This is a genomic window from Edwardsiella ictaluri ATCC 33202 (assembly GCF_000264785.1).
In the GTDB taxonomy this organism is placed as follows: Bacteria; Pseudomonadota; Gammaproteobacteria; order Enterobacterales; family Enterobacteriaceae; genus Edwardsiella; species Edwardsiella ictaluri.
In genome coordinates this window covers 1-25,582 of record NZ_AFJI01000077.1, presented here as the reverse complement: position 1 = coordinate 25,582, position 25,582 = coordinate 1, and the positions used below count along the sequence as shown (strand labels likewise).

Below are 25,582 nucleotides of genomic sequence, written 5' to 3'. Positions count from 1 at the left end.
CAGAGGCAGGGGTGGTGCCTGACGGCCCGCTCTGCACGCTGTATCAGATCAGGCGTTCGTTGAGATAGCGCTGATAGTCAGGAATGGCGATGCGCATTTCAGTGGCAAACATCGGCGAACTTATCAGGAAATCCGCCGTGGCACGGTTGTTGGCGACCGGAATATTCCAGACGGTCGCCAGGCGCAGCAGCGCCTTCACATCCGGATCGTGCGGTACGGCGTTGAGCGGATCCCAAAAGAACACCAGCATGTCGATTTTGCCTTCGGCGATCAGTGCGCCGACCTGCTGATCCCCGCCCATGGGGCCGCTCAGCATGCAGTGGACCGGGATCCCGGTGGCGCTGTGGATCAGGTTTCCGGTGGTCCCGGTCGCGTAGAGCTGGTGTTCACTGAGCTGCGGCTTGTTGCTGCTGACCCACTCCAGCAGCGCCTGCTTGCGGTGATCGTGTGCTACCAGGGCGATGCGTTTACGGCTGGGGAGAGTTCGGGTGGTCATTTCCATGCTGTTGGCCTTTATCAGAAAGTCATCTCATTGGCGGTGTCCCGCGGCGCGGCGTTTGGAGCGGCGGCACAGGTACGCCGACGCAGGGCGTAAGCTGCGGAGGAATACGCGCGATACCCTATCAGGATATCATCCGGGGCGCCGCGATGCGGCGCAAGAAAGGCACAATAAAGTGGCGCAGTGGTGCACGTTGGCTCAACGGGTGAGTGCGGGGAGGGCGGCGGCGGCGGCACTGTGGTTATAGCGCCGCAACTGCTGGCGATAGTCGCCGGCGGGCGGCGCGCCGAGGACGTCCGCGCGGTACTCCAGCGGGATCCCACGGTGGTTGAGCAGCTTAAAGTTCAGCGTTTGCTCCAGCTGGCGGATATCCCGATCGTCTCCGATGCGTGGCAGCTTGATGGTCACGGAGGTGGCATCCCGGGTATCAAAGACAGCGATCAGCGGAGCCGAGTAATGGGGCTTCCCATCTGCCGTCAGCGGCTTGGCGACCCGAAACAGCATCTGGTGGATACCGGCGTTCAGCTCCAGGCTGTTGGCGCTTTTGAACAACGCCGCGGGCAACGGCTGTCCGTCGATGGCCAACAGTTCGACATCGCTGCCAAATTTCAGCGTGGTGGCTGACAGGGCGTGACAAAAGAGCAGCCCGCCGCAGCTTAGAGCCAGTAAAACACGTGATCGCATGGGGTCCTCAAATTTACTCAGGCGAAAGGCGCGATGCCAACGGATCCAATGACCGACGAGGTGTATCAAAATATTTCCCGGTAACATCTTTTTACATTATAAGGGGCTTCACCGCGCTTCGTCAAAAAACCTTTCCCGCTGCTCGTGGGCGATCTAAGCTGGGAACATCATTTTTTCCCGGGGGAGTCTGCAATGGAAGATGAAATGATTAAGCTGATTTTACGCCGAGTGCATCACATTGCCTTGGTTGGTGCCAGCGACAGGCCTGAGCGGGCCAGCTACCGGGTGATGGCGTACCTGCTGGCGCAGGGGTATCGGGTAACGCCGGTCAGTCCAAAGCTGGCCGGGCAGACACTGCAGGGGCAGACAGTGTATGCTGCGCTGGCGGATATTGCTGATCCCATCGATATGGTCGATGTCTTTCGCAACGCCGAGGCCGCCGTTGCGGTTGCCCGGGAGGCGATCGCCGTGGGCGTCGGCGTGCTGTGGCTGCAGCTGGGGGTGATAAGCCCACAGGCGCAGGCGCTGGCCCAGGCAGCGGGGATGCAGGTGGTGATGGACCGCTGTCCGAAAATCGAAATTCCGCGGCTGGGGATAATGCGCGGGGCGTAAGGGAAAACGGCCCCCGCCCAGGCGGGGGCGGCAGGCTCAGTTGCGCAGACGTGGCGCCAGCAGCTGGGTCCGAATAGACTCCGCCAGATCGTCCATCGATGGCTGCTCCGGATGTGAGTCGCTGCTCTCGCCATCGAGCTGGGCCTCCGCCAGATAGGTATGTACCGGCTGGCCCTGCTCATCCTCCATCACCACGTGATACCAGGGGGCGTGACGCAAAGCCTCGTTGGAGCCGAGATCATCGTCATCCGGGGCGTCATCCAGGGCGTATTCGGGGTCAATATCTATCACCACGCCCAGCGAGCCTAACAGTTTGTGGCGAACCTGCTGCCCAATACCGAATTTGCTGGTAATCATATGACCTCCTTTGCAACCGCAGCGTCTACTTTATCGGGGAAGACCCCGTTTAATATGCGGGTGAAAATGCCGGTTTCAAGTCTACGCTAGCCTAATTGCCCCCTTGTGCCAAGATCGCCCATGACCCGGCAGGCAAATCCTTTCAGGTACAATCCCTCCGGGTAGCTGGCAATCACCGGGTGATCGGCGGCCTGACGGTACTGTTCTATAAATTGTATATCACGTCCGGCGTCGACGGCGGCGTCGGCCAAAATTTTCTGGAACAGATCGGTCGGCATCAGTCCTGAGCAGGAGAAGGTCAGCAAGATGCCGCCGGGACGCAGCAGCTGCAGGGCCAGCATGTTGATATCTTTATAGCCACGGCAGGCGCCGGCGAGCTGATTTTTGTTTTCAACAAACTTGGGCGGATCCATGACGATCAGGTCAAAGGTTGTTCCTTCGTCACGGTAGCGGCGCAGCAGCTGGAAAACATCGTCGCGCAGGAAGTCGGCGCGCGCCAGATCCAGCCCGTTAAGCTCTACGTTCTGGCGGGCGATATCCAGCGCCGCCTGCGAGGTGTCTACGCTGGTGACGTGGGCACAGCCGCCCATCAGGGTCGAGACGGCAAAGGCACCGGTATAGGAGAAACAGTTCAGCACGCGCGCATCGCGGGCAAAGCGACGGGCCGCCAGACGGCTGTCACGCTGATCAAGATAGAAGCCGGTCTTGTGGCCGCCCTTGATATCGACCAGGATCTGCATACCGTGCTCACGGATAGGCAGCAGATCGGGCGGCAGGGCGCCGGATACCGGGCCTTGCACGAGGGGCAGCCCCTCTTTTTTACGTACGGCCACATCGGATCGATCGTAGACTGCGCACTGTGGGTAGAGGGCGTGCAGGGCGTCTAACAGCGCAGCGCGCTGGTATTCGGCGCCGGCGGAGAGCAGCTGCAGCACCAGCGTATCCTGAAAGCGATCGATGGTGATCCCCGGCATGCCATCGGACTCCCCGGCGATCAGGCGGTAGCCGGTCAGATCATCGCGCCCGGCCAGCCAGTCGCGCCAGCGCTGAGCCTGCTGTAGACGACGTTCGAAAAAGGCCCGATCGATGCTCTCATCCCGATCAAAGCTCCAGACACGGGCCCGGATCTGAGACTGGGGAGAGTAGGCGGCGCGGGCCAGCCACTTGCCCTGATGGTCACAGACGTCCAGCGTTTCACCGCTGGCGGCATTGCCTTCGATGCGCGCCACGGCGCCGGAAAAAATCCAGGGGTGGCGGCGGAGTAAGGACTTTTCGCGTCCTTTGGCGAGGATTAAACGGGCCAAGATTCACCTTCAATATTCTGTTATGGATGCGGCGGGCGGCTATCATAGCTGAATGTGGGCGGAGGCACTAGGCTATGTCCCGCCGCGGGACATCGCACCGACGATCCCTGCCGTGCGGATACGCTATGATAGTGGGAAACGATTTGACCCGGGGGATATGCAATGGGAATAGCGTGTGTGGCAGCCTATGTCAGCGGTCGGGTGCAGGGGGTTGGATTCCGCTATGGCACCCGGTGTCAGGCGATGGGGCTGGGGCTGACCGGCTATGCCCTCAACCTGGACGATGGCCGGGTTGAGGTGCTGGCCGAGGGCGAGTCTCAGGCGGTGGCGCAGCTGCTGCGCTGGCTGTCAGCCGGCGGTCCCCGCTATGCCCGGGTCGATCGGGTCGACACGGAGCCGCGTCCCCTGCAGCATTTTCAGCGTTTTGAGATCCGCTATTGAGGCCGCCGACGGCGGCGCCGGGAGGATTAAATGCACTTTACCGGTCTGGGCAGCCCGGCTATTTTGGTGGCCTGCTTCGCCGGTCCCTTGGGGAACAGGCGGTACAGATAGCGGCTGTTTCCCTTCTCCTCGCCGTATTTTTGCGTCATGGCCTTCACCAGCATACGGATCGCCGGTGAGGTATTGAAGGTTTGGTAAAACTCACGCACGAAGCGTACGACCTCCCAGTGCGCTTCGCTCAGGGTGATCCCCTCCTGCTGCGCCAGGATCCCGGCCAGCGCCTCGTTCCACTCCTGGCTATTGAGCAGATATCCCTGGGCGTCGGTTTCAATGCAACGGCCGTCAAACTCTAACATGGTAACTTATCCTAACAGGCAAACAACGCCGCTCAGTGTACCCCAAGGCCCGGCGGGCGCCAAACGGCGCCCAGAAAAACGCCCCGCGGGAGCGGGGCGCAGAGAGGGATGCGTTGGGCATGACTCAGTTGCCGCGGGCGAATCCCAGCAGGCTGAGCAGGCTGATGAACAGGTTATACAGCGAGACGTACAGCCCGACGGTGGCGCGGATGTAGTTGGTTTCTCCGCCGTGAATGATATTGCTGGTCTCCCACAGGATAGCGCCGGTAGAGAACAGGATAAACAGCGCGCTGATGGCTAAAGAGAGCGCCGGCAGCTGCAGGAACAGGTTTGCGACCACGGCCAGCAGCAGTACCACAAAACCGGCCATCATCATGCCGGAGAGGAAAGACATGTCCTTACGGGTGGTCAGCACATAGGCGGAGCAGCAGAAGAAGACCAGGGCGGTGCCGCCCAGCGCCAGCATGATCAGATCGCCTGCGCCGCTGGCGATAAAGCTGCTGAGGATCGGGCCAAGGGTATAGCCCATAAAGCCGGTCAGGGCGAATACGGCCAGCAGACCGGCCGGGCGATCGGCCAGGCGGTAGGTCAGAAACATCAGGCCATAAAAACCGACCAGCATCAGCAGCAGGCCCGGTGCCGGCAGCATCAGGACCGTACTGACAGTGGCGGTGAAGGCGGAGAAAGCCAGGGTCAGTGCCAGCAGAAAATAGGTATTGCGCAGGACTTTATGCGTACTCAGCAGTGAACTGCGTGCAGAGGTAGAGGAGACGACAATACGATCCATACGAAGATTCTCTCGTTGTGTTATTGGTATCGGATGAGATGAAGACCGCGCGACGGCGGCAAGACGTTGTTTTCCTGCCCTCTGCGCATGGTATCCCTCAACCCAGACTAAAATATAATTATTGGAATAAAAAGCAGAAAGACGGTTTACCCATCTTTACGCACTGTTACTATCGTCGCGGCAGCGCACTGCGCTCTTTTTATCCCGCGCCGCGCAGAAAGCGATCAGGCGGCACGTATGTTGCCGGTTTTGACAGCACTTGCACCGGGATGGCCTTTACAAGCGGGGTGGCACTGGATATAGTCTTCCCCGTCGCGGAGGAGTGGCTGAGTGGTTTAAGGCAGCGGTCTTGAAAACCGTCGAGTGTAACAGCTCCTAGAGTTCGAATCTCTACTCCTCCGCCAAATTTCAGCCCCAAGTCATTAATTGACTTGGGGCTTTTTCATTTTTGCCGCTTCAAGTCCCAACACCTTTCTGTCGCTTCAATCGGCTCGCTGATATTCCCTCCGTGAATGTGTATGGCCGGGGCCGCTGTGCGCCCGTGATGCGCGGCTCAGTCGTGCTGACTGACCCCTTCATAGATCAGCCTGAGCGCAAACAGTCCGATAATTGCGCCGATCGCCCGGCTGGCGACGCGCTGTATCCGTCCGTAGAGGCGGCGTACCGCAGGGAGAGAGAAGGCCTGGCTCAGGAACAGGCGCCAGACGATGGACGCGATCACGATCCCGCCCCAGGCCGCCAATCTGGCCCAAAGCGGTGTGTCGGCGCTGAGGGTTACCGAAAAGATACTGATGAAGAACAGCACCGTCTGCGGGTTTGACAGATCGGTCAGCAGCCCGCGGCGGAAGAAAATGTGCCAGGGTTCGCTGACGGAGGGCCGCACGCTGAGTATGGGCAGCGCGGCCTGGGCGCGCACGCTCTTCCAGGCGAACCAGAGTAGATAGGCGCCACCGCCGATCTTGATGAGCGCGAAGAGCGCCTCGCATTGGGTGATCAGCGTTGCCATACCAAACAGCCCGAGTCCGGAGTAAAACGCATCGCCGAGCGCGACCCCCAGACCGGTCATCATTCCGGCCCGCCGCCCGGAGGCCAGGCTGGTTTGCACCACCACAAAGAGATTCGCACCGGGATTGAAGAAGGTCAGGACGAACAGGCTGATGGTAAGAATGACGGCATGCAACGGTTCCATAGACCACGCGCTCATGAGTTAACGTAGTCTTATTTATAGCAAAATATGGTCGGGATATCGCGACCCGTGGCTGGGTATTACGGAATTGACGGCGGGAGGGCGCCCTCAAGGTGCGTCCGCGGGCGATAAGGCGGAGGGGGAGGAGCCGCTACAGGGCGGGCGACGCCCCGGCCATCGCGGCGTCAGCAGACCCTTTTTATTCATGATGCCCACGCTGTCGTTCCTCCCTCTGCGCAGCAGTGCGGGGGGGGGAGGCCGCGTATGCCGGTTGGGTGCAGAGAAAGCGGGGGGAGAAAAAGCGCGTTCAGCACCGGGGGATGAACGCGCTTTGGGGATTACTCCATGACGGGGCTCAGCGTTTGGCAAGCGCGTGGGATCGCGCGCAGTATCTTTTGTAATAGCGCGATTTCTTCGACGCTGAAACCAGCAACTACCTGTTGCTGTTGATGGCTGGCGATGTCGCGTAACATCGCCGCCTGTGCCTTTCCCTCTCAGGTCAGGCGGTAATAGCCACCAACCGGGGCAACCCATCCTTTCCGGCGCAATGCATCTTTTGCTTCCCCGATCTCCCGGAGGGGCATCGCGACCTCACTCAACAGTTGCTCCATTGACAGCTCTCGGGGGCTGTCCAGAACCAGCAGCATACGGGCCTCGCTGGTGCGTAGCCCGCAGGCGCGTTGGCGCGGTTGGTAGCAGGATTGGTAGCTGCGTAAGGCCTGGGTGAGCAGATAGTAGAGGTTGTTTTCCAGCGAGGTCGGCTCAGCGCCGGGACGCCGCGTTCGCGCTCCGCCTGTGTGGTATTGGCGGCAATCCGTATCACCTTACACGCCGGAATAAATTGATCCTGATTTTTGCCGGTGTCTGATGATCCGACGGGGAATGTGTGTGGCTCATCGCATAAATTCACCTTAATATGGCCATTCAGCAGGATCTTGTGGGACGGCTCCTCCCATTCAATTTGGCTTGTCCGCGACGTCGTGGTGCAGTTTGGCATCTCGTTTTGTGGCAGCGGGGTAGCGCGGTTTCATGCGCCGAGGCGCACGGCCGTTACGGGGGTTACGCGCTGCCAAATATCCCCCGTACCGGGCCGACGGCAAAAAACGGGCGGGCGGATATGCGCCATATCGCTATGCCGACGGTCTCAGCGGTGTAACTGTAACGATTTTGTGGCGTTCAGCGCGCTAGCCACGGCCGGTGTCAGCCGCGTTTCAGGGCCAGAGCGTTGCAACCGGCGGAGCAGGGGAATGTCAAAAGCCAGCGGAGGCGCTGGCTTTTGCGTTGACAGGGTAAGGATTGCACCGCGTTACCGGGTCGCGGCCTTTTTACTGTTATAGCGTTTATCTACCCCAATGATGCCAATGGTCAGCAGTACCAGCAGGACGGCAATGGCAGCCATAAGAACGAAAACACCGTTCCATGAGTAGGCCCGTTCAATGAGGGCGATGGGCGCCCCGGCCATTGCGGCACCAATGTAGGTCACACCGCCTTTCAGGCCGGTTGCCGCCCCGGCGCCGTCGGCGTGGGAGGCCTCGATGATCCCCAGCGCAAACAGCATTTGGGGGGCATAGATCCCCGCGCCGATGATAAAGAAGCAGATGGCGACCAGGTAATAGTGGACGTGGATCGTCAGCGCGACGCCGACCATACCGGCGATCAGGACGAAGGTATAGATCAGGATGGTTTTCCAGCGATCGGCGTTAAACAGCCGATCCGAAATGATGCCGGAGGTCAGTCCCCCGAGGATCCCGCCAACTTCAAACCAGGCGACCAGCGAGTTGGATTTTACCAGATCCCAGCCCAGCTCTTTGACGAAGTAGACACTGACCCAGTCATTGGTAACGGTGCGGATGACATAAATGCACAGATCCCCACCGATGGCCATCCAGATAATCGGGTTATTGACGATGTAGCGGGTAAACATGGCCCACATGGTAAGCCCGCCTTCAGAGCGTTGATTGATGGCCAGCTGCTTGGTGTCTTTCTTCCATTCGCCCACGTTGGGCAGACCATATTTTTCCGGCTTGGCGCGCATAAATATAGCGGAAATAATCGCCTGGACGGCGGTAATGGCGGCCGGAACATAGAAGGCATAGCGCCAGTTTCCGGTATATTCAATAACGCCGGAGGCGATGAGCGGAGCCAGTGCTCCGCCAACGTTGTGGGAGGTATTCCACAGTGAATACCAGCCGCCGCGCTCCGATTTAGAGTACCACTGGCTGATAGCCTTGGCGATGGGGGGGAAGCCACAGCCCTGGGCAATGGCGGTCAGGCAGTAGAGCGATAGCAGCACGGTAACGTTGTTGGACATACCGATGCCGACGTTGATTACGGCGACGATCAGCAGCACCGGTGCCAGAAAAAGACGGGGATTGATTCTGTCTGCCAATAGCCCGGAACTGAATTTCGAAATCCCATATAAAATATAATAAATCGATGAGGCGGTACCGAATTGTACCGCGGTCATGCCAATATCCTGCATCAGCAGTGGCGCGGCGGCGGCAAACGCTTTGCGGGAAATATACATCACGGTATATGTCAGGAATGTCGTGATGATAATTTGCCAGCGTAATTGTTTATAGATTTTATCTATATTATTCATTATTAAGACACCAATATGAACAGGGTGGCGTAAAAAACGTCATAAAAAAGCCTGATCTAAAATGAGACCACGCTGCCTGGTGATACATGCCGCAATTCGAGGGGAATGGGTAGGATCGACGTATATTTTGTCATGCTACGGTGCCGACCGTCTAGCGGCGCGGGGCATAAACAGTCAGGAAAACAGCGCCATTTTGTATATAACTTAACTAAATTGTTTCTATTTATATATGTGTGACCCCTGTCATTTATCGATGGAGGCAACTGCAGTATATATATAATACAAATGGCGAAAAAGGTTTTTATCTATCTATCGTGTTTAATTTAAAATGCAGTTGATAGATAGGACGCCGTTTGCCTCCCCGCAGTGCAGAACGGCAATGAGACGATATGGCCGACGAATATTCCCGGAAATTATTTTTGGCTACCGTTATATACCATGATGACGATACGGGAAGACAACATACCGCAGCCGTGCTGAAAACGCTGCGGGTCTGCGGGCGTCACCTGTATTGTGCGGGTAATCTGGCTGGATGGACATGGGGGTTTTATCGGCACATCCGTCATGGCCAATGCGTTTTGGCCCGACTCCCGACGCTGCGCATGGAGGTCATACGCCGTGATCCGCAGTAGGGAACCGTCTTAGCTATGCAGTGGCGCGCGATAGGTTTTATCGATCTCCAGCGTCTGGGTATAGGGGCCGCGCCAGTCGGCCTCAAACAGTGCTGTGAGGACCCTGGCCGGTTGCTGCCCGTTGATAAGCAGTGCGATATTACGGGTGTTATAAAAATATCCCCACTCCCAGTTGCTGGTGGTGATCCAGCTGAGGTCATCATCGACGACGAAATATTTTTCGTGCTCAACCCGGGAATAGGGTATATAGCGTGACGGAAGTGGGGGAATGCTGCTGATTTTTACCTCTAGATTGGGTATCAGCTGGAGTGCCTTCATAAAATCGATGGCCGGTGCGGTATTATTCCAGTCTGCGACAATAATCTTTACCTGTACCCCCCGCTGGGTGGCGTTGACGATAGCGTCATACAACTCTCCCCAATAACCAACGGCACCATATTTTTTGAATCCGCAAAATGTCATGACCTGCATACGAATAATATGATTGGCACTGTTAATGGCTGCCAGCATCTGCGATATTTCGCTATCGGTTCCCTGAGGACGCATATCGACAGGGCTAAAGGCTGGGTGAATTAATAGCGTTTCCTTACCATAGCGAACCTGGGCAGGGCGCAGGGCGGTAACCCAGTGGCGTTTATCGGTATTATTTGTCAAGGCATGGTTGACGGTGTTATGTATATTCCCAGCCAGCGTCCAGTCCAGATCAAATACGCTTAGCAGGGTCATTGCCAGTGACCGATTACGGATCCTAACACCAATATTGTGAATTTGGCTCAGGGAGATCCAGCTCCAGTTGGCGCTGTTGAGTGCAATGTTCTCAGCATCCACGATCATATATTTAGCATGCATTACGCCACCGCAGATCCTGCGATAGCTGATTTTGCGGATGACAATCTGGGGGGTGTCGGCGAACAGCTGCCGGGGATCGCTGCTGCCGCTGAGCGCCATATCATCGGTCAGGATCCGGACCCTGACGCCGCGTCGGGCGGCATCCCTGATGGCGTTAAGGATAGGCTCCATGGCTTCACCCGATTGATTGGCAATATAAAAAGTACCGATATCCAGCGTGTGCCTGGCCTGCTGTATCATGCGCAGCCAGACGGTGGCCGTGGCGTGGATGTCGGTTTGCTGAAAGAGTGCCTCGGTATTCTGTGGAATGGTCTGCATAAGCTCAAAGTCTGCCGTCCGCGCCTGATGAGCTTCTGCCGTAAAGGCGGCAGTGGCGATCAATCCCGCAATGGCAAATCGCTTCATTACTGAGCCCTCGCTGTCGTGGCCACTCTCTTTATGTTATATATTAAATAAAATAATCAGTTGTACCCTGCGTTATGTCATATAAATGGTTGTCGCCGGGAGGCATTATCCTTTAGCGCGCGCACATTATCCGGTATCTGCCAGTGTCGGCTATGGGGTATCGGTTATAGGATAGCAACATGATGGTGGCAGAAGTAATACCTTAATAATACTTTCGGGGCTGAGCGATATGAGGTGGTAATATGTTATTATCCCACAGGTAACGAATAGAGACATTGACTTATGCATGCCATGTTAATAATTGCGTATGCATCTTTATCGTAGAGATAAATTTGCTGGTAAAATAACCTGTTGTAGACCTTGGATGATGTGCAAGTAAAAATATTACAGGTCAGTTCACTGATTGGAGAATATTTTTTGCATATTGGTGCTGAATCGGGAGAATGGCAGTGAGGTCGGGCTGAAATTAATATAATAATCCCTTTTTTATTCACATATACTGCCGGTGACGGCAGGATGCGCCTATCGACTGGCTGGGAGAAAGCAGCTATGAGCGCATGGTAATAGGGATTGTGGTTCGGTTTCAGGAATGTTTAGGTTGGTGCTGGTGATAACTTTTTTCTTAATCTTGGTTTAAGAAAAGTACGCTATGCTGAAAAATCTTGGCTTATCGTCCTGCGAGGGAAATAGCGCCATGGATTGTTGTAATTTCGATATGGATCACATTTTTCATTTCTATTACTGATATGGGAACGTGTTAATGAAGGACTTTTTGCCATTCTCCAAGCCGGCTATCGGCGATGAGGAGATTGCTGCTGTCAGTGAAGTACTGCGCTCCGGCTGGATTACGACCGGTCCGCAAAATCAGGCGTTGGAGCAAGAGTTCTGTCAGGCCACCGGCGCCCGTCATGCTATCGCCGTGTGCTCAGCGACGGCGGGAATGCACGTTACCCTGATGGCTCTGGGCATTGGGCCGGGGGATGAGGTAATCACCCCCTCAATGACCTGGGTTTCCACCCTGAATATCATCACGCTGCTGGGGGCGACCCCCGTGATGATCGATGTCGGGCGCGATACGCTGATGGTGACACCAGAGGCGATTGCCGATGCGATAACCCCCCGCACCAAGGCGATTATTCCGGTTCATTTTGCCGGTGCCCCCGTCGATCTTGACCCGATCCGCGCGCTGGCGCAGCGGCAGGGTATCGCCCTGATCGAAGATGCGGCCCACGCCATTGGCACCGCCTATCGCGGTGAGCCTATCGGTCAGCGCGGCACCGCTATTTTTTCGTTTCATGCGATTAAAAATGTCACCTGTGCCGAGGGTGGCATGGTGGTGACCGATGATGATCGCCTGGCGCAGCAGGTGCGCAGCCTTAAGTTTCACGGTCTGGGCGTCGATGCCTACGATCGCCAGACTCATGGCCGGGCGCCGCAGGCGGAGGTGGTAACGCCGGGATACAAGTACAACCTGGCCGATATCAATGCGGCGATTGCCCGGGTACAGCTGGCAAAGCTGCCTGAGCTCAATGCCCGACGCGCCCGGCTGGCGGCCTATTATCTGCAACAGCTGGCGCAGCATCAGCTGCCGTTCTCCCCGCTGAACACACCGGAGTGGCCACATCAGCATGCCTGGCACCTGTTTATCATCCGCTGTGATGAGGCCCGCAGCGGCGTGGATCGCGATCGGCTGATGCAGGCGCTCAAAGAGCGCAATATCGGCAGCGGGTTGCACTTCCGTGCCGCCCATACGCAAAAATATTACCGCGAGAGCTACCCACAGCTGCGGCTGGCGCAGACGGAGTGGAACTCACAGCGAATCTGCTCTCTGCCGCTGTTTCCGGATATGACCGAGGCAGACGTCGATCGGGTGATCGCCGCGTTGAAAGAGATTATTGAGCAGTAACGGTTGGATATGACAATGAGTGATTTTAAAACCATCCAGTTTGTATCGGTGGTAATACCGGTTTACAACGAGCAGGACAGCCTGTCGGAGCTGCTGAAAAGAACTATTGCCGCCTGTGACTCCATGGGAAAACAGTATGAGATAGTGCTGGTTGACGACGGCAGCAGCGATAGATCGGCGGAGATCCTCCGCGAGGCGGCGCAGCGCCCGGGAAGCCGGGTCGTCGCGGTTTTACTGAACCGTAACTATGGCCAGCATTCGGCGATTATGGCTGGATTTAACCACATTAAAGGCGATCTGGTGATCACCCTGGATGCCGACCTGCAGAATCCGCCGGAGGAGATCCCACGTCTGGTGGAGGCTGCCGATCAGGGTTATGACGTGGTGGGTACCATCCGGCAGGACCGTCAGGATAGCTGGTTCCGTAGGCGCGCCTCGCGCCTGATCAATGGCCTGATTCAGCGCACCACCGGCAAGAGCATGAGCGATTATGGCTGCATGCTGCGCGCCTACCGCAGCAGCGTTATCAAAGCCATGTTGCACTGCCATGAGCGCAGTACCTTCATCCCCATTCTGGCCAACAGTTTTGCCCGCCGCACCATCGAGATCCCGGTGAAACATGCCGAGCGCGAGCACGGCGAGTCCAAGTATGGGCTGATGAAGCTGATCAATCTGATGTACGACCTGGTGACCTGTCTGACCACAACCCCCCTGAGGGCGTTGAGTATTTTTGGCAGCGTCGTTGCGCTGCTGGGCTTCGCCTTTGCCGTGCTGCTGATCCTGATGCGTTTAACCCTCGGGCCTCAGTGGGCTGCGGAAGGGGTGTTTACCCTGTTTGCCGTGCTTTTTATCTTCATCGGCGCGCAGTTTGTCGGGATGGGCCTGCTGGGTGAGTATATCGGCCGCATCTATAACGACGTGCGCGCCCGCCCCCGCTATTTTATTCAGAATGTCGTCCGCGCTAACCAGCCGGACGAAGAACAGGAAAAATGATCATGAAAGCTGTTGTCTTTGCCTATCACGATATGGGCTGTGCCGGTGTGCAGTCATTGATTGATGCCGGTTACGAAATCGCTGCCATCGTTACCCACCAGGATGCTCCCGGTGAAAATCTGTTCTTTGGCTCGGTCGCCCGCCTTGCGGCCCAGCATAATATTCCGGTATTTGCGCCGGATGATGTGAATCATCCGCTGTGGGTTGAGCGCCTGCGGGCGCTGCAGCCGCAGGTGATCTTCTCTTTCTACTATCGCCATCTGCTGAACGATGAGATTTTGGCGCTGGCACCGCAGGGCGCGTTTAACCTGCATGGTTCGCTGCTGCCGGCCTACCGTGGCCGTGCGCCGCTGAACTGGGTATTGGTCAACGGCGAGACGGAGAGCGGGGTGACGCTGCACCGTATGGAGAAGCGTGCGGATGCCGGGAATATTATCGCTCAGCATCGTATCGCGATCGCCGAAGAGGATACGGCGCTGACGCTGCACCACAAGCTGTGCCAGTGCGCCCGCGTGCTGCTGGCTGAGGCATTGCCACAGATCCGCAGCGGCAGCTATGCTGAATTCCCGCAGGATGAAAGCGCCGCGACCTACGTAGGTCGCCGTACTCCGGCCGATGGCCGCCTGGAGTGGAGCAAACCGGCGCGGGAGCTGTATAACCTGGTTCGCGCGGTGACAGAGCCTTGGCCGGGTGCCTTTAGCTATGCCGGTAACCGTCAGTTTACGGTCTGGCAGGCACGGGTACGCCGCGATCTGCCTGCTGCACGCCCCGGCACGGTGCTTTTGGCATCGCCGCTGACGATCGCCTGTGGCGAAGGGGCGCTGGAGATCGTGGCCGGTCAGCCGCAGGACGGCCTGTATATGCAGGGCAGCCAGCTGGCGGAAAGCCTGGGGCTGGTTGAAGGCGCCATTCTGAACAGTTCGCTGAATTTTGGCGCCCGCCGGGCGACCCGGGTACTGATCCTGGGCGTTAACGGCTTTATCGGTAACCATTTGACCGAGCGTCTGCTGGCGGAAGATAACTATGAAATCTACGGCCTGGATATCGGCTCCGACGCCATTTCACGGTTTATCGGCCACCCGCGCTTCCACTTTGTCGAAGGGGATATCAGTATTCACTCCGAATGGATCGAGTATCACATTAAGAAGTGTGATGTGGTGCTGCCGCTGGTGGCGATCGCCACGCCGATCGAATATACCCGTAATCCGCTGCGCGTTTTTGAGCTCGACTTTGAAGAGAACCTGAAGATTGTGCGCGACTGCGTAAAATACAAGAAGCGCATCATCTTCCCGTCCACCTCTGAAGTCTACGGTATGTGCAGCGATCCGCAGTTTGATGAGGATAGCTCTAACCTGATCGTCGGGCCGATCAACAAACAGCGCTGGATCTACTCCGTATCCAAACAGCTGCTGGACCGCATCATCTGGGCCTACGGTGCCAAGGATGAACTGCGCTTCACGCTGTTCCGCCCCTTCAACTGGATGGGGCCGCGTCTGGACAACCTGAATGCGGCGCGCATCGGCAGTTCCCGCGCCATTACCCAGCTGATCCTGAATCTGGTGGAAGGGTCGCCGATCAAGCTGGTGGACGGTGGACGCCAGAAGCGCTGCTTTACCGATATTAAAGAAGGGGTTGAGGCACTGTTCCGCATTATCGAAAACAAAGACAATCTGTGTGACGGGCAGATTATCAACATCGGTAACCCGGATAACGAAGCCAGCATCCGTGAACTGGCTGAGCAGCTGCTGGTGTGCTTTGAGCAGCACCCGCTGCGCGATCGCTTCCCGCCTTTCGCCGGTTTCCGCGAAGTGGAGAGCAGCAGCTACTATGGCAAAGGCTATCAGGACGTGGAGCACCGTAAGCCGAGCATCCGCAACGCACAGCGTCTGCTGGGCTGGCAGCCGGTGATCCCGATGGAGAGCACTATCGAGGATACCCTGGACTTCTTCCTGCAGACCTTTGACGGTACGGAGCAGGAATGAAACGGGTTGGTCTGCGCATTGACGTAGACACCTGGCGCGGCACGCGTGATGGCGTGCCGGCGCTGGTGTCGCTGCTGCGCCGGCACGGGATCCGGGCGACGTTCTTTTTTACTTTGGGTCCGGATAATATGGGGCGCCACCTGTGGCGCCTGCTGAAGCCGCGCTTTCTGTGGAAAATGCTGCGCTCTGATGCCGCATCGCTGTATGGCTGGGATATTTTGCTGGCCGGAACGGCCTGGCCCGGACGCCGGATCGGCGCCGGTCTGGCCAGTACCATCGCCGCCGCTGCCAAAGAGCATGAGACCGGGCTGCACGCCTGGGATCACCATGCCTGGCAGGCCTGGGCCGGCGTTTGGTCACGGGAGAAGATGGCCGAGCAGATCGGGCTGGCCTATGATGAGCTGCAGCTGATCACCGGGGAGAGTATCAGTTGCTCCGCGGTTGCCGGCTGGCGCGCCGATGCCCGGGTGGTCGAGGCCAAAGAGCCTTTTGGCTTTCGCTATAACAGCGATTGCCGCGGTACACATCCGTTTCGCCCGCTGCTGCCGGATGGCCGCCTGGGGACGGTACAGATCCCGGTGACCCAGCCAACCTGGGATGAGGCTATCGGCATCATGACCGATGAGGCGGGGTTTAACCGTTTCATTCTCGACAGCATCCTGGCCGATCGTGGCGTGCCGGTTTACACCATTCACGCCGAAGTTGAAGGCATTGCCAAACAGGCGCAGTTTGCCCGCCTGCTGGAGATGGCGCGTGAGGCACAGATTGAATTTTGCCCCCTCGGGGATTTATTGCCAGATGATATTACGCTGTTGCCGTGCGGGAGAGTCGTTCGCGCGACGCTGAGCGGGCGTGAGGGATGGCTGGGTTGTCAGCAGGAGATGGAGTCACCATGAAGAAGATCGCAGGATGGTTTACGCTGGCTGTACTGTTTGTCCTTTATTACATCGTTCCGCTGCCGGGACGTTTATTATGGCAGCCGGATGAAACCCGCTATGCCGAAATCAGCCGCGAGATGCTGGCCAGTGGAGACTGGATCGTACCGCACTTCCTCGGCCTGCGCTATTTTGAAAAGCCGGTGGCCGGTTATTGGGTGAATAATCTGGGGCAGTGGCTGTTTGGCGACGGCAACTTTGCTGTCCGCTTTGGCGCTGTGCTGGCGACGGTATTGAGTGCGCTGCTGGTGTTCTGGCTGGCGCGTCGGTTACTGTCTGGCCCCCGCCCGGCTGTTGTGGCTGTACTGATTTACCTGACCAGTTTTCTGGTCTACGGCGTTGGCAGCTATGCGGTGTTGGACCCGATCTTTACCCTGTGGATGACCGCGGCCATGTGCAGCTTCTGGTTGGGTGAGCAGGCCAGCAGTGCGCGGGGCAAGGCTGGTGGCTACATTTTGCTGGGGTTGGCCTGCGGTATGGGCTTTATGACCAAAGGGTTCCTGGCGCTGGCGATCCCGGTGATTGCCGTCCTGCCCTGGGTGATCGCCCAACGGCGCTGGAAATCCCTGTTCTGCTTTGGTCCGCTGGCGGTATTGAGCGCCATTCTCATCAGCCTGCCGTGGGTGCTGGCGATCGCACAGCACGAGCCGGACTATTGGCGCTACTTCTTCTGGGTGGAGCATATTCAGCGCTTTGCCGAAGATAACGCCCAGCATAAGGCGCCGTTCTGGTATTACCTGCCGATCCTCCTCATCGGCCTGCTGCCCTGGCTGGGGCTGCTGCCCGGCGCGCTGCGGGAAGGGTGGCGGGGCCGGGTCAGTCAGGGCGGGGATTTTTACCTGCTCGGCTGGGCGGTAATGCCATTTTTACTGTTCAGCATCGCCAAAGGAAAGCTGCCGACCTATATTTTGCCCTGCTTTGCGCCGCTGGCGATCCTGATGGCGGGCTATGTACAGCGTCTGACCGGAGAGAATGGCAAGGCACTGCGGATCAACGGGTTGATTAACCTGCTGGTCGGCCTGGGCGGCATGGCGGCGATCCTGCTGGTGCTGGCGCCCTGGGGCATCACGGGACACCCGCTGTTCGGCGCACATGAGATCGGTAAAGTGATCCTGGGCACCATCGCTTTTGGCGTATGGGCGCTGTTTGGCGCACTGTCGCTGTATCATTCACGCCGCTACTGGCGCTGGAGCGCCGCCTGCCTGCTGGGGGTCGCCCTGCTGATCGGTACGGCGCTGCCACAGCAGGTCATGGAGTCCAAGCAGCCGCAGGCGCTGATCCAGGCGGCGATGCCGCAGCTGCAGGCGAGCCGCTATATTCTGAGTGACAGCGTCGGTGTCGCCGCGGGGCTGGCCTGGGAGCTCAAGCGCAGTGATATCTATATGTATGATAAAACTGGCGAGCTTCAGTATGGGCTGAGCTACCCGGATGCCGCGGGTCACCTGGTCAAGGCAGAGCAGTTCCCGGCCTGGCTGGCGGAGCACCGGAAACAGGGGGCGATTTCCCTGGTATTACTGCTGCCGCGCGACGGACAGATTAACCCGGCGCTGCCGTCGGCGGATATGACTTTGCGTAAAGGGCGTTTCCTGCTGTTACAGTATCAGCAGCAGCCATGAGCTATCTGCTGATCATGTTATCCAGCCTGCTCAGCTGCGCAGGACAGCTGTGCCAGAAACAGGCTATGTGCGGTGTGCCCCGCGGCTCACCGCGCCGCCACCTGCTGCGCTGGCTGATGCTGGCGCTGATCTGTCTGGGGCTGGCACTGCTGCTGTGGCTGGTGGTGCTCAGCCGGGTGGCGGTCAGCGTGGCTTACCCGATGCTGAGTCTAAACTATGTCCTGGTGCTGCTGGCGGCGCGTTTTATTTGGCATGAGCGGTTAAACTGGCGCCATATTGTCGGGATAACGCTGATTATGTTGGGTATCATCCTGCTGGGAGTCAACGCATGATAGGCTATCTGTGGGCACTCGCCAGCGTCGTGCTGGTCAGCGCGGCGCAGCTGATGATGCGTTATACCATGATGCATTGCAGCGACGGGACACAGCTTATCTCCGCGTTGCTCAGCGCAGCGCCCTGGGTCTGGTGGTTACCGGGCGGTATCTTGTGCTATGGCCTGTCGATGCTGTGCTGGCTGTTTGCACTGCGCGATCTGCCACTGAATCGGGCCTATCCACTGCTGAGCCTCAGCTATGTGCTGGTCTGCGCCCTGGCGGTCTCCCTGCCACTGTTCGGTGAACGGCTTAACGGGGGAAAGCTATTGGGAATGGGCTTGATTATACTGGGTTTGCTGGTGATTTACCCCCCCTGGCGCCGTGCGGGGAAACCGTGACAGCGGCGGTTGTCCCGTTAACCTGCCAGCGACGGAATAACCATTTTATTTGATAAATTGCGTGAATATTTGTAGCGGCGTAGACTGATCTCACACCCCCGCGTGATTTAGCCGAACAGGCAATTCTATGCAACTCATTCATGCTTTTATCAAAACGCACTCGCAGTTGATGGCGGCATTCTGGTCCGTGCTGATTGTGCTCATTGAAGCCTCCATCGCGCTGTATATACTGCGCAACGTCTAGACCGGGTCGCCTTCCGGTATCGTGCTCCTTGCCGGAGCGGCCCATCATATTCTCCCATCGCATGATCCTGCCCGCTTAGCTGGCGTCGATGCATATCGCGCTATTGGCGAAAATGTCATAGATAACCCATTGTTGTATTGCGTCATTTTTAACCATGGCGTAAAGCAGGGCGGACAGACTCCGGGGCGGCACGCACGGGAGGCTGAGTTGACCTCCCACGCTAAAAAGCGAATAATCATCGGCGTTGGGTCGTTAGCTCAGCTGGCAGAGCAGTTGACTCTTAATCAATTGGTCGACGGTTCGATCCCGTCACGACCCACCAACAATTTCAAGGCGTTACGCTAATGGCGTAGCGCCTTTTTTGTTGTCGATAGCATGCCTGTATCGATAGTTACCGTGGGGCGTGCGTTGGGCATCGGCTGGCGCTTTTGAGTCTCTGAGGCTGGCGAGGTGTGCACCAGCGCGGCACTCCTCGCCTACGCTAGAAACATCAGACTAGATCGACTTTTTCAACCTCACGATATTTTCTGATTTTGGCGTGTAGACCGTGTGGTTCGGTGGAATATCCTTATTGATAAAGCTCATTGCGCCGATAGTGGCATTATCGCCGATATAGATTTGCCCCGTCTGGTCGTTGTGTTTTACGCCAATAGTCACATTTTTTCTGATATACAGATTGTTACCGATGATGCAGTGCCCGGTGATCACGATACCCACATAGTGGGCGATGCGCAGCCCCTCACCGATCTCACAGCCAAGTTTGATATCGGGGCAATATTTATTCCGTAGGTTCCGGTTGATGCGTATCGCCATTTTTTACCCACCACTAAAAACAGTATCGCTGCGCCCACGGCGCCGGGTGAGCAGCGGAGCGGCCATTTTTCACGCTATTCTGATACGGGAATAGGGCCGGTATGTACCCCTGAGCAGGGCATTGGGGAGCACGTGTCCACGGGCGGCTATGATGGCTTAGCGACAGCTCCAGATGAGGCTGGGTAAAAAGATATAGCGCGATTTTATGCTGACAGTAAAGGCGCTGTACCAATACCCGCTGAAGTCCGGGGCGGGAGATGCGGCGGAGCGGGTGTCCGCAGCATCATAGGGTATCGTTCAGGAGCGGTAGTTTATGCTGATTAAGGCGACGGACAGCCGTATGGTGACGGCAAGAACGCATCCGCAGCTGTTGGGGATTCGCGTCAGCCAAGATGCCGACAGCGTCACCTTTCATTCGGCGATGCAGACGCCGCTGACCACTGGCGAGATAGCCTGCCCGGATCCCGTTGATATCGTGGCAACGTAGGTGCCCTATCCCTATGTCAATCGACTGCCTGAAACGATTGCGTTGATTGGCGATGTGGTGGAGGCCATCTGCCGGGGTTTCACCCTATTCCGGTTTAAACGGGCTGATGTCAGCCCCTGCCGGTAACGGTCAGAATAGGGTAGCGGATGTATCAGCGCGGCTATACGCTCTCCCCGTTGCCGACCCGTGGCGATCGCGGGTCGATCGGTGTGAAAAGGGGGCAGTCTGGTACCGTATCGAGCTGGCTCCACCGTCATATGCGCGCGGGGCAGCCGCTCTGTGCCGCGGTGCCGGAAGGGGCCTTTTCCCTCGATCGCCGCCCGCGGGTCCGATGACCCTGATCAGCGTTGACAGCGGCGTTACGCTGGCCATATCCATGCGGAGGATGCTGGCCGATCGGCAATGGCCGATGAGATTATTTTTACCGTCAGTGCCAGATGACGCAGGATCGGGTGAACTACAGCAGATCCTGCGTGCGCATCCGCCTTTGCGCGTGATTACGGCGGTGTCCCACCCCGACTGGGTGGCAGGGGGGCGTGGGGCGCTTCGATGCCGTTCGCGTCACGCTGTTTCCTGCGCTGGCGCAGCGTCATGTCTATGGCGCTGCGGGCGTTATGGCGCAGGTGCAAACGCTGCCGCTGGGTTGCCCGCAGAGCCGTGGTATCAAGAGCATTTCGGCGAAGCCGTGCGCAGCGGTAATCGTACCTATCGTTTGGTGCAGATACGTATCAATGGCAATGCGTTCAGGGGGAATAATCAGGCGTCGGTGCCACTACAGGCGGAGAGCGCCGGTGTCAGAATGGCCTGTAGCTGCAGGGCGGGCGTGTACGGCAACGGTAAGGTGCTGCTTAACGCCGTTCGGTTGAACAGCCTCGGCGCCGGTGAGGCGACAACTGGCCTGCTGTGCGATACCGCAGGAGGATAGTGTTATCGGGGCGTAATGGCACAGGAGCCCATCGTCATGGGCTCCTCTCTTTGATTCTCGATCCGGCTGCTCAGGTCGGGGCCGTCATCGCTATTGCGGATGGTTAATCCAAGTCTGGTTTTACAGCGGGGTTACATTAATGGCTGACGGCCCTTTAGCAGCACCGGTTTGTACCTCGAATGCAACCTTCTGGCCTTCATCCAGGGATTTGTAGCCATTGCTTTGAATCGCGGAAAAATGAACAAAGATATCGCTGCCGCCGTTATCCGGCGTGATGAAGCCAAAGCCTTTATCCGCATTGAACCATTTTACTAAGCCAGTCATTTTATTAGACATAAATATTTCCTTTATTTTATTACCATTACTGGTTGATGAGGTCTGCTTTACAGATTTTAATGAGAAGCTTAGAAAGAAGACTCACTGATAAAGGGATATCGGGGGGATAACACTTGAACTGAGTACTGCTAAAAAAACGACGTCAGGTTCTGTATTTCAAACCGGTGACGTATTAACGCATGTGGCGAATGCTTTGGCAAGATTTTTTTTAGACATCCAGATGCCTTAGTCATAACGCTGGCAATGCGTAGGGATATCGGTATGCTGAGAATACTGCAGAATAATAGGGAATTAGTTTGTCAGATAAAATGAGCTGAATTGTTCGGTTTTTTTGATTACCGTAGCGGTAAAGGTTTTATCTCTCCATCCGATGGTTGTGAAGACGTTCAGGTTCATATTGCCGCCCTCCATTTAAAAGATGAAGAGGTGCTTTCGGCGGGTCTGTGGGGCTAATCAGATAGTCACCCCACCCTTGCGGCGGTGCGCTGAAAGAGAGTTTTATTTCTGGAGAGGCCATCATGGAAAACGGGGGGCTTTTCAGCTTCAACAGGCGCGGAACTCATCGGGGCACGGGTATCCTTATCCATAGAGATGCCGGATAGATTTAACCGCCTATCTCATCAGGCTATTTGATTTGCCATTTTGGTCCTGGGCCATGCTCACAATTCTCACGTACTGCGTGTACGCTCCGGTTGTTGCGCGCTGTCCGTGTCCAAACGGGCTGCAAGAATATATGCCTACTGGGATAGTCTCTAAGCAAGTCCAGCATACATCAAAATCAGTGTTGCAAAAACGGGGTGACCATAGATTTTTTAATGAATGACCCTGCGCCAAAATCCTGCACCATTCAGAAACAGAATTCCGGCATGATAAACACTCCCCTGAACGGAGGTGGTGCCGATGAAAAAGTCACGATTCACCGAAGAGCAGATTGTCTTTGCCCTGAAGCAGCCTGACACCGGGATAGCGTAATGCGGTTTCCCCGTATCTGCGTGCACTGCTAAGCGTGCGGGGGCCTCTGTTGCCGCGACTCAGCGGATCACCTGTAGCGCTGTTCCCGGTGTAGAGAGATACCCTGGCGGGTCAGTGGTGACAATAACGATTTTTAATAAAAAACAGATCTGCATTTTGCATAATAGATAATTTACTTGAATTAAAATTAAATGCCGAATATTGAATATAATTCAAATATTAAGACTATTTTTTTCATTTTAATTGGTTTTTAAATATGATTTTTTATCAATGGTATGAAATTTGTCATATTGAGTGGATTTTGCCTTTTCTCATGAATAGAATGCACACCGCGCTTGCAGAGGAAGGATAACTATGCGTAATCAGTGAAGTTTTCATCGATTAATTATTCATTCTGTGAATATGTTTCCGGCAGCGCGTAGGGACTCGCCCAGGGTATTGGCGCGAGGATAACGGATTCCAATCTGGATGGTAATAAAGTGAGTACAATGCAAGTAATACTGGATCAGGATAGCTTTTATTCGTGGTTCAATCAGGCGTTTTTATTTGACAGTAAAACTATGCTGGGCGTATGGGTCTCCGAGAGCGAGATGCGCCGTCTGGCTGACACTATGGCGCCACAGCGCTATCCGTGCCTTGCCATGATGATCCCGGGCTCACCCCATGTCGACTCTCCGCGGGCCGTTTACGTTTATCGTGAGCAGATAGCCGATTGGCTGGAGCAGCTCTCCGGTCAGGAGAGCTGCACTTTTGCCGGGAGGTGAGTCGCGTAGGACCGGCAAAAGTGCCGACGGCGTGCTCTCCGTCCCCGCTGCAACGCGGACGGAGAGCCGTATGGCATAAGTCTCAATGAAGATATTTTTGTGGTTGCTGGCGTCGTCAGCGATACTCAGCATCCGGAAATAGCCTTGTTTTGCAGCAACACCATGTGATGCACACCGGTTGTCTGCGGCTTTTATCAGCTTACTGTACTGTCGCCGATGATGTCATGTCCCATTGGCTCTGAGCTGAGTGGGACAATTTTGGTATATATAACCAGCACTATCCGGCGTATTTATCTGCGCTGCGGTAAACGCCGGGGCGGCAGGCAGAGCATCGAGGCTACCGACTGATTGTAATCACTTAAGGCGCTCTCTTTTATCCCGTTAAACATAACACAGAGATACCGTGCGTGATATAACCAACCCAGTTGAGTGTAAGCCTGTTTATTTATAGCGCCAACGCCGAGGCATAAACTGATCATCGCGTTAAATAAGCGAGCGTTTTGATTTTTTGCGGGAATAGTCTGAGCGATGGTATAGACGCTTAACTGCGGTGTGGCGCGCGGCGAGATCTGCGCGTCGGCGTTTTTATTATGGCGCGCACTGTTTTTCGCGTGGCACCACAGAGAGTGAACCATATGCCGCGCTGGATGCTGTTTTTATCACCACAGGTGCCGATTGTCTGCACGAAGTGGGTTAAAAAACAGCACTCGATCCTGGTGGATGAAAATTTTAGGTGACGCGGCGCGGGAAATACGTAGAATACGCGGCATCCCACGGTGTGCAGCACTCAGCTGCGGCCCTGACGGATAGCTGCGGGAATAGCTCAGTTGGTAGAGCACAACCTTGCCAAGGTTGGGGTCGCGAGTTCGAGTCTCGTTTCCCGCTCCAGATTTATGTTTGCGATACTCTCGTGAACAAACAGTCAAAAAATGGCGCGTTAACAAAGCGGTTATGTAGCGGATTGCAAATCCGCCTAGTCCGGTTCGACTCCGGAACGCGCCTCCATTTTTACCCCGCGGACATCTCTGTCCGCGGGTTTTTTTTATCTTATCTCACCGCAGTTTTCTCCGGCGTCCTGCGCTTGGTGGGTCTGCGTCTGTCGTTTTTGTCTCCCCGGGGGGAGCGCTGATATCCCCCAGTCCTCTATTGCGTTACGCTACGGAGAGCGCGCCCCTGTGATGACAGCGGCGTTGTCAACCGGTGTAACGTGAAGGCAGCCCGATGCGGATTTCCAGCGAAAATATTATGCGTTATCTGATGTGCTGCGTGGCGTCAGGTCAGTTTAAGAAAGTGACATTTTCTACCTATAAGCGCGATCGGTGGATTAGTGTGGTGAATATGCCAATGAGTCACTCTTATCGGGTAACGGAGCAGGGGTTTCACCCCCAGGAGCTCACCGTGCAGGGGCATGATGCGCTGTATGCCGTGGTGAAGCGGGCTATTCGCCATGAGTTCAGCAGCAATAAAACAGCTCACTTTATCCGTATCTGAGGCGAAGGGTAGCGGGCCACTCTGCGACGCTGGCGGTTTATTTCCGCCAGTCAGCGTCTCTGCCGGAGGTCATCCTGCTTGCTGTTCGCGGTACGGTATATGTCACAGCTCTTCTGTCACCGGGCTAATCAGAACACTTTTGAGCCATCAGGGATATTTATCCCGAGGTGTAGGGTATTTATGCCACTTCACTAAATTTTTTATCCTAAAAAGCGTGAATAAACTTGTTATTTGTTCTAAACCGGTGGCAATGCCGTGGCCAGTCTGGACTGGCGGTAACGCAGCGGCGATAGGCCGTCTATTTTCTGTCGTGGTTTTGGCAGTGAGGCAGGATGACGGATGAATACGCTGTATATTGAGGAGTAAATAATGTCTTATCCTGAGTGGCTGGATCTATTGGCCTGGGGCTGGTTAATCAGTGCGCTGATTTGTGCCTTAATTATCGCCTGGGATATTGGCCGTGGGCATCCACAGCCGATGGCGATAATGACGGTTGCCTGGCCGATTAATGCGCTTTACTTTGGCGTATTGGGGCTGGGGGCCTATTTCTGGTTTGGCCGTGGCCATCCCGGCGATCGCTGCGGCATGATGGCGATGGATATGCCAATGGCGGGCCACGGGGAGAAGCCGATGGTGATGGATATGCCGATGGCGGGCCACGGGGAGAAGCCGATGGCGATGGATATGCCGAT

25 protein-coding genes, 4 tRNA genes and 2 pseudogenes are annotated in these 25,582 nt (G+C 56.3%); 19 read left to right on the top strand and 12 right to left on the bottom strand.

Annotated elements, in window-relative coordinates; translation table 11 throughout:
- Positions 1–43: 43 nt before the first annotated feature.
- Together EIEH_RS11355 and EIEH_RS11350 are read right to left on the bottom strand one after the other, a co-directional pair.
- Positions 44–502, bottom strand: coding sequence for a methylglyoxal synthase (locus EIEH_RS11355; protein WP_015870753.1), 459 nt, complete (start codon positions 500–502; stop codon positions 44–46).
- Positions 503–697: 195 nt separating this feature from the next.
- Complete coding sequence (locus tag EIEH_RS11350) at positions 698–1,183, bottom strand: YccT family protein (RefSeq protein WP_015870754.1); 486 nt, start codon at positions 1,181–1,183, stop codon at positions 698–700.
- Between the two features lie 192 nt (positions 1,184–1,375).
- On the opposite strand from EIEH_RS11350, the gene EIEH_RS11345 reads away from it, so the two are divergent.
- Positions 1,376–1,795, top strand: a complete 420-nt coding sequence (locus tag EIEH_RS11345; RefSeq protein WP_015870755.1) for a CoA-binding protein — start codon at positions 1,376–1,378, stop codon at positions 1,793–1,795.
- A gap of 36 nt (positions 1,796–1,831) precedes the next feature.
- Here EIEH_RS11345 and hspQ read toward each other — a convergent pair whose 3' ends face one another.
- Together hspQ and rlmI are read right to left on the bottom strand one after the other, a co-directional pair.
- Entirely contained in the window at positions 1,832–2,152 is a 321-nt protein-coding gene (hspQ, locus tag EIEH_RS11340) for a heat shock protein HspQ (protein ID WP_015870756.1), read from the bottom strand.
- Between the two features lie 86 nt (positions 2,153–2,238).
- Entirely contained in the window at positions 2,239–3,459 is a 1,221-nt protein-coding gene (gene rlmI, locus EIEH_RS11335) for a 23S rRNA (cytosine(1962)-C(5))-methyltransferase RlmI (RefSeq protein WP_035609609.1), read from the bottom strand.
- 159 nt (positions 3,460–3,618) lie between these two features.
- Between rlmI and yccX the strand changes: the two genes are divergently transcribed.
- Positions 3,619–3,897, top strand: coding sequence for an acylphosphatase (gene yccX, locus EIEH_RS11330; RefSeq protein ID WP_015870758.1), 279 nt, complete (start codon positions 3,619–3,621; stop codon positions 3,895–3,897).
- Between the two features lie 26 nt (positions 3,898–3,923).
- Here yccX and tusE read toward each other — a convergent pair whose 3' ends face one another.
- Both tusE and yccA read right to left on the bottom strand, forming a co-directional pair.
- Positions 3,924–4,253, bottom strand: coding sequence for a sulfurtransferase TusE (gene tusE, locus EIEH_RS11325; protein WP_015870759.1), 330 nt, complete (start codon positions 4,251–4,253; stop codon positions 3,924–3,926).
- Positions 4,254–4,377: 124 nt separating this feature from the next.
- Complete coding sequence (gene yccA, locus EIEH_RS11320) at positions 4,378–5,040, bottom strand: FtsH protease modulator YccA (RefSeq protein WP_015870760.1); 663 nt, start codon at positions 5,038–5,040, stop codon at positions 4,378–4,380.
- A 316-nt stretch (positions 5,041–5,356) separates the two neighbouring features.
- Here yccA and EIEH_RS11315 point away from each other — a divergent pair.
- Positions 5,357–5,444 (top strand) — tRNA-Ser (locus tag EIEH_RS11315).
- A 149-nt stretch (positions 5,445–5,593) separates the two neighbouring features.
- Here EIEH_RS11315 and EIEH_RS11310 read toward each other — a convergent pair.
- The 4 genes from EIEH_RS11310 to EIEH_RS11295 all read right to left on the bottom strand — a co-directional run bounded on the left by EIEH_RS11310 (position 5,594) and on the right by EIEH_RS11295 (position 10,714).
- Entirely contained in the window at positions 5,594–6,229 is a 636-nt protein-coding gene (locus tag EIEH_RS11310; RefSeq protein WP_015870761.1) for a LysE family transporter, read from the bottom strand.
- A gap of 491 nt (positions 6,230–6,720) precedes the next feature.
- Positions 6,721–6,873 (bottom strand): hypothetical protein, encoded by a 153-nt coding sequence (locus EIEH_RS19295; protein ID WP_015870763.1) that lies wholly within the window; start codon positions 6,871–6,873, stop codon positions 6,721–6,723.
- A 659-nt stretch (positions 6,874–7,532) separates the two neighbouring features.
- A complete protein-coding gene (locus EIEH_RS11300; protein ID WP_015870764.1) occupies positions 7,533–8,828 on the bottom strand; it encodes an MFS transporter in 1,296 nt (431 codons plus the stop codon).
- Between the two features lie 641 nt (positions 8,829–9,469).
- Positions 9,470–10,714, bottom strand: a complete 1,245-nt coding sequence (locus tag EIEH_RS11295) for a phospholipase D-like domain-containing protein (RefSeq protein WP_015870766.1) — start codon at positions 10,712–10,714, stop codon at positions 9,470–9,472.
- 760 nt (positions 10,715–11,474) lie between these two features.
- Here EIEH_RS11295 and arnB point away from each other — a divergent pair.
- From arnB to EIEH_RS11255, 8 genes are all read left to right on the top strand, one after another.
- Positions 11,475–12,620 (top strand): UDP-4-amino-4-deoxy-L-arabinose aminotransferase, encoded by a 1,146-nt coding sequence (gene arnB, locus EIEH_RS11290; RefSeq protein ID WP_015870767.1) that lies wholly within the window; start codon positions 11,475–11,477, stop codon positions 12,618–12,620.
- A gap of 15 nt (positions 12,621–12,635) precedes the next feature.
- The gene (arnC, locus tag EIEH_RS11285) at positions 12,636–13,613 is read left to right on the top strand and encodes an undecaprenyl-phosphate 4-deoxy-4-formamido-L-arabinose transferase (RefSeq protein WP_015870768.1); all 978 of its coding nucleotides are present in this window, start codon (positions 12,636–12,638) and stop codon (positions 13,611–13,613) included.
- A 2-nt stretch (positions 13,614–13,615) separates the two neighbouring features.
- A complete protein-coding gene (arnA, locus tag EIEH_RS11280; protein ID WP_015870769.1) occupies positions 13,616–15,595 on the top strand; it encodes a bifunctional UDP-4-amino-4-deoxy-L-arabinose formyltransferase/UDP-glucuronic acid oxidase ArnA in 1,980 nt (659 codons plus the stop codon).
- Positions 15,592–16,491 carry a 4-deoxy-4-formamido-L-arabinose-phosphoundecaprenol deformylase gene (gene arnD, locus EIEH_RS11275; protein WP_015870770.1) on the top strand — a complete coding sequence of 300 codons (900 nt, stop codon included), beginning with the start codon at positions 15,592–15,594 and terminating at the stop codon, positions 16,489–16,491. Before arnA ends, arnD begins: the two co-directional genes overlap by 4 nt.
- Positions 16,488–18,146: a lipid IV(A) 4-amino-4-deoxy-L-arabinosyltransferase gene (gene arnT, locus EIEH_RS11270; RefSeq protein ID WP_015870771.1), complete on the top strand. Its 1,659-nt coding sequence runs from the start codon at positions 16,488–16,490 to the stop codon at positions 18,144–18,146. Before arnD ends, arnT begins: the two co-directional genes overlap by 4 nt.
- The gene (gene arnE, locus EIEH_RS11265; RefSeq protein ID WP_015870772.1) at positions 18,143–18,478 is read left to right on the top strand and encodes a 4-amino-4-deoxy-L-arabinose-phosphoundecaprenol flippase subunit ArnE; all 336 of its coding nucleotides are present in this window, start codon (positions 18,143–18,145) and stop codon (positions 18,476–18,478) included. Before arnT ends, arnE begins: the two co-directional genes overlap by 4 nt.
- Positions 18,475–18,858 (top strand): 4-amino-4-deoxy-L-arabinose-phosphoundecaprenol flippase subunit ArnF, encoded by a 384-nt coding sequence (arnF, locus tag EIEH_RS11260; RefSeq protein WP_015870773.1) that lies wholly within the window; start codon positions 18,475–18,477, stop codon positions 18,856–18,858. The genes arnE and arnF overlap by 4 nt, the downstream gene beginning before the upstream one ends.
- A gap of 490 nt (positions 18,859–19,348) precedes the next feature.
- Positions 19,349–19,424, top strand: a tRNA-Lys gene (locus EIEH_RS11255).
- A gap of 173 nt (positions 19,425–19,597) precedes the next feature.
- Here the strand turns inward: EIEH_RS11255 and EIEH_RS11250 are convergent.
- Positions 19,598–19,915, bottom strand: a complete 318-nt coding sequence (locus EIEH_RS11250; protein ID WP_015870777.1) for an LbetaH domain-containing protein — start codon at positions 19,913–19,915, stop codon at positions 19,598–19,600.
- Positions 19,916–20,228: 313 nt separating this feature from the next.
- Here EIEH_RS11250 and EIEH_RS19290 point away from each other — a divergent pair, with 313 nt between their 5' ends.
- Together EIEH_RS19290 and EIEH_RS11245 are read left to right on the top strand one after the other, a co-directional pair.
- Positions 20,229–20,402, top strand: a complete 174-nt coding sequence (locus EIEH_RS19290; protein ID WP_015870778.1) for a hypothetical protein — start codon at positions 20,229–20,231, stop codon at positions 20,400–20,402.
- Positions 20,403–20,733: 331 nt separating this feature from the next.
- Complete coding sequence (locus EIEH_RS11245) at positions 20,734–21,327, top strand: hypothetical protein (protein ID WP_015870781.1); 594 nt, start codon at positions 20,734–20,736, stop codon at positions 21,325–21,327.
- 120 nt (positions 21,328–21,447) lie between these two features.
- Here EIEH_RS11245 and cspA read toward each other — a convergent pair whose 3' ends face one another.
- Positions 21,448–21,663, bottom strand: a complete 216-nt coding sequence (gene cspA, locus EIEH_RS11240) for an RNA chaperone/antiterminator CspA (protein WP_012848159.1) — start codon at positions 21,661–21,663, stop codon at positions 21,448–21,450.
- A gap of 318 nt (positions 21,664–21,981) precedes the next feature.
- On the opposite strand from cspA, the pseudogene EIEH_RS20015 reads away from it, so the two are divergent.
- The 6 genes and pseudogenes from EIEH_RS20015 to EIEH_RS11215 all read left to right on the top strand — a co-directional run.
- Positions 21,982–22,107, top strand: a pseudogene (locus tag EIEH_RS20015) (cold shock domain-containing protein); the annotation flags it as partial.
- A 1,016-nt stretch (positions 22,108–23,123) separates the two neighbouring features.
- Positions 23,124–23,399 carry a hypothetical protein gene (locus tag EIEH_RS11235; RefSeq protein ID WP_015870783.1) on the top strand — a complete coding sequence of 92 codons (276 nt, stop codon included), beginning with the start codon at positions 23,124–23,126 and terminating at the stop codon, positions 23,397–23,399.
- Between the two features lie 812 nt (positions 23,400–24,211).
- Positions 24,212–24,287: transfer RNA gene (locus tag EIEH_RS11230), tRNA-Gly, on the top strand.
- A 43-nt stretch (positions 24,288–24,330) separates the two neighbouring features.
- Positions 24,331–24,404, top strand: a tRNA-Cys gene (locus EIEH_RS11225).
- 339 nt (positions 24,405–24,743) lie between these two features.
- On the top strand, positions 24,744–24,890 hold the full coding sequence (locus tag EIEH_RS19715) for a hypothetical protein (RefSeq protein ID WP_232351067.1): 147 nt from the start codon (positions 24,744–24,746) through the stop codon (positions 24,888–24,890).
- A gap of 369 nt (positions 24,891–25,259) precedes the next feature.
- A pseudogene (locus EIEH_RS11215) lies at positions 25,260–25,582 on the top strand (DUF4396 domain-containing protein); the annotation flags it as partial.

Excerpts from the sequence above, each read along its gene's own strand:
- EIEH_RS11355 (WP_015870753.1), bottom strand. The coding sequence starts at position 502 with ATGGAAATGACCACCCGAACTCTCCCCAGCCGTAAACGCATCGCCCTG.
- EIEH_RS11350 (WP_015870754.1), bottom strand. The coding sequence starts at position 1,183 with ATGCGATCACGTGTTTTACTGGCTCTAAGCTGCGGCGGGCTGCTCTTT.
- EIEH_RS11345 (WP_015870755.1), top strand. The coding sequence starts at position 1,376 with ATGGAAGATGAAATGATTAAGCTGATTTTACGCCGAGTGCATCACATT.
- hspQ (WP_015870756.1), bottom strand. The coding sequence starts at position 2,152 with ATGATTACCAGCAAATTCGGTATTGGGCAGCAGGTTCGCCACAAACTG.
- yccX (WP_015870758.1), top strand. The coding sequence starts at position 3,619 with ATGGGAATAGCGTGTGTGGCAGCCTATGTCAGCGGTCGGGTGCAGGGG.
- tusE (WP_015870759.1), bottom strand. The coding sequence starts at position 4,253 with ATGTTAGAGTTTGACGGCCGTTGCATTGAAACCGACGCCCAGGGATAT.
- yccA (WP_015870760.1), bottom strand. The coding sequence starts at position 5,040 with ATGGATCGTATTGTCGTCTCCTCTACCTCTGCACGCAGTTCACTGCTG.
- EIEH_RS11310 (WP_015870761.1), bottom strand. The coding sequence starts at position 6,229 with ATGGAACCGTTGCATGCCGTCATTCTTACCATCAGCCTGTTCGTCCTG.
- EIEH_RS19295 (WP_015870763.1), bottom strand. The coding sequence starts at position 6,873 with ATGCTGCTGGTTCTGGACAGCCCCCGAGAGCTGTCAATGGAGCAACTG.
- EIEH_RS11300 (WP_015870764.1), bottom strand. The coding sequence starts at position 8,828 with ATGAATAATATAGATAAAATCTATAAACAATTACGCTGGCAAATTATC.
- EIEH_RS11295 (WP_015870766.1), bottom strand. The coding sequence starts at position 10,714 with ATGAAGCGATTTGCCATTGCGGGATTGATCGCCACTGCCGCCTTTACG.
- arnB (WP_015870767.1), top strand. The coding sequence starts at position 11,475 with ATGAAGGACTTTTTGCCATTCTCCAAGCCGGCTATCGGCGATGAGGAG.
- arnC (WP_015870768.1), top strand. The coding sequence starts at position 12,636 with ATGAGTGATTTTAAAACCATCCAGTTTGTATCGGTGGTAATACCGGTT.
- arnA (WP_015870769.1), top strand. The coding sequence starts at position 13,616 with ATGAAAGCTGTTGTCTTTGCCTATCACGATATGGGCTGTGCCGGTGTG.
- arnD (WP_015870770.1), top strand. The coding sequence starts at position 15,592 with ATGAAACGGGTTGGTCTGCGCATTGACGTAGACACCTGGCGCGGCACG.
- arnT (WP_015870771.1), top strand. The coding sequence starts at position 16,488 with ATGAAGAAGATCGCAGGATGGTTTACGCTGGCTGTACTGTTTGTCCTT.
- arnE (WP_015870772.1), top strand. The coding sequence starts at position 18,143 with ATGAGCTATCTGCTGATCATGTTATCCAGCCTGCTCAGCTGCGCAGGA.
- arnF (WP_015870773.1), top strand. The coding sequence starts at position 18,475 with ATGATAGGCTATCTGTGGGCACTCGCCAGCGTCGTGCTGGTCAGCGCG.
- EIEH_RS11250 (WP_015870777.1), bottom strand. The coding sequence starts at position 19,915 with ATGGCGATACGCATCAACCGGAACCTACGGAATAAATATTGCCCCGAT.
- EIEH_RS19290 (WP_015870778.1), top strand. The coding sequence starts at position 20,229 with ATGCTGATTAAGGCGACGGACAGCCGTATGGTGACGGCAAGAACGCAT.
- EIEH_RS11245 (WP_015870781.1), top strand. The coding sequence starts at position 20,734 with ATGACCCTGATCAGCGTTGACAGCGGCGTTACGCTGGCCATATCCATG.
- cspA (WP_012848159.1), bottom strand. The coding sequence starts at position 21,663 with ATGTCTAATAAAATGACTGGCTTAGTAAAATGGTTCAATGCGGATAAA.
- EIEH_RS11235 (WP_015870783.1), top strand. The coding sequence starts at position 23,124 with ATGCAAGTAATACTGGATCAGGATAGCTTTTATTCGTGGTTCAATCAG.
- EIEH_RS19715 (WP_232351067.1), top strand. The coding sequence starts at position 24,744 with ATGAGTCACTCTTATCGGGTAACGGAGCAGGGGTTTCACCCCCAGGAG.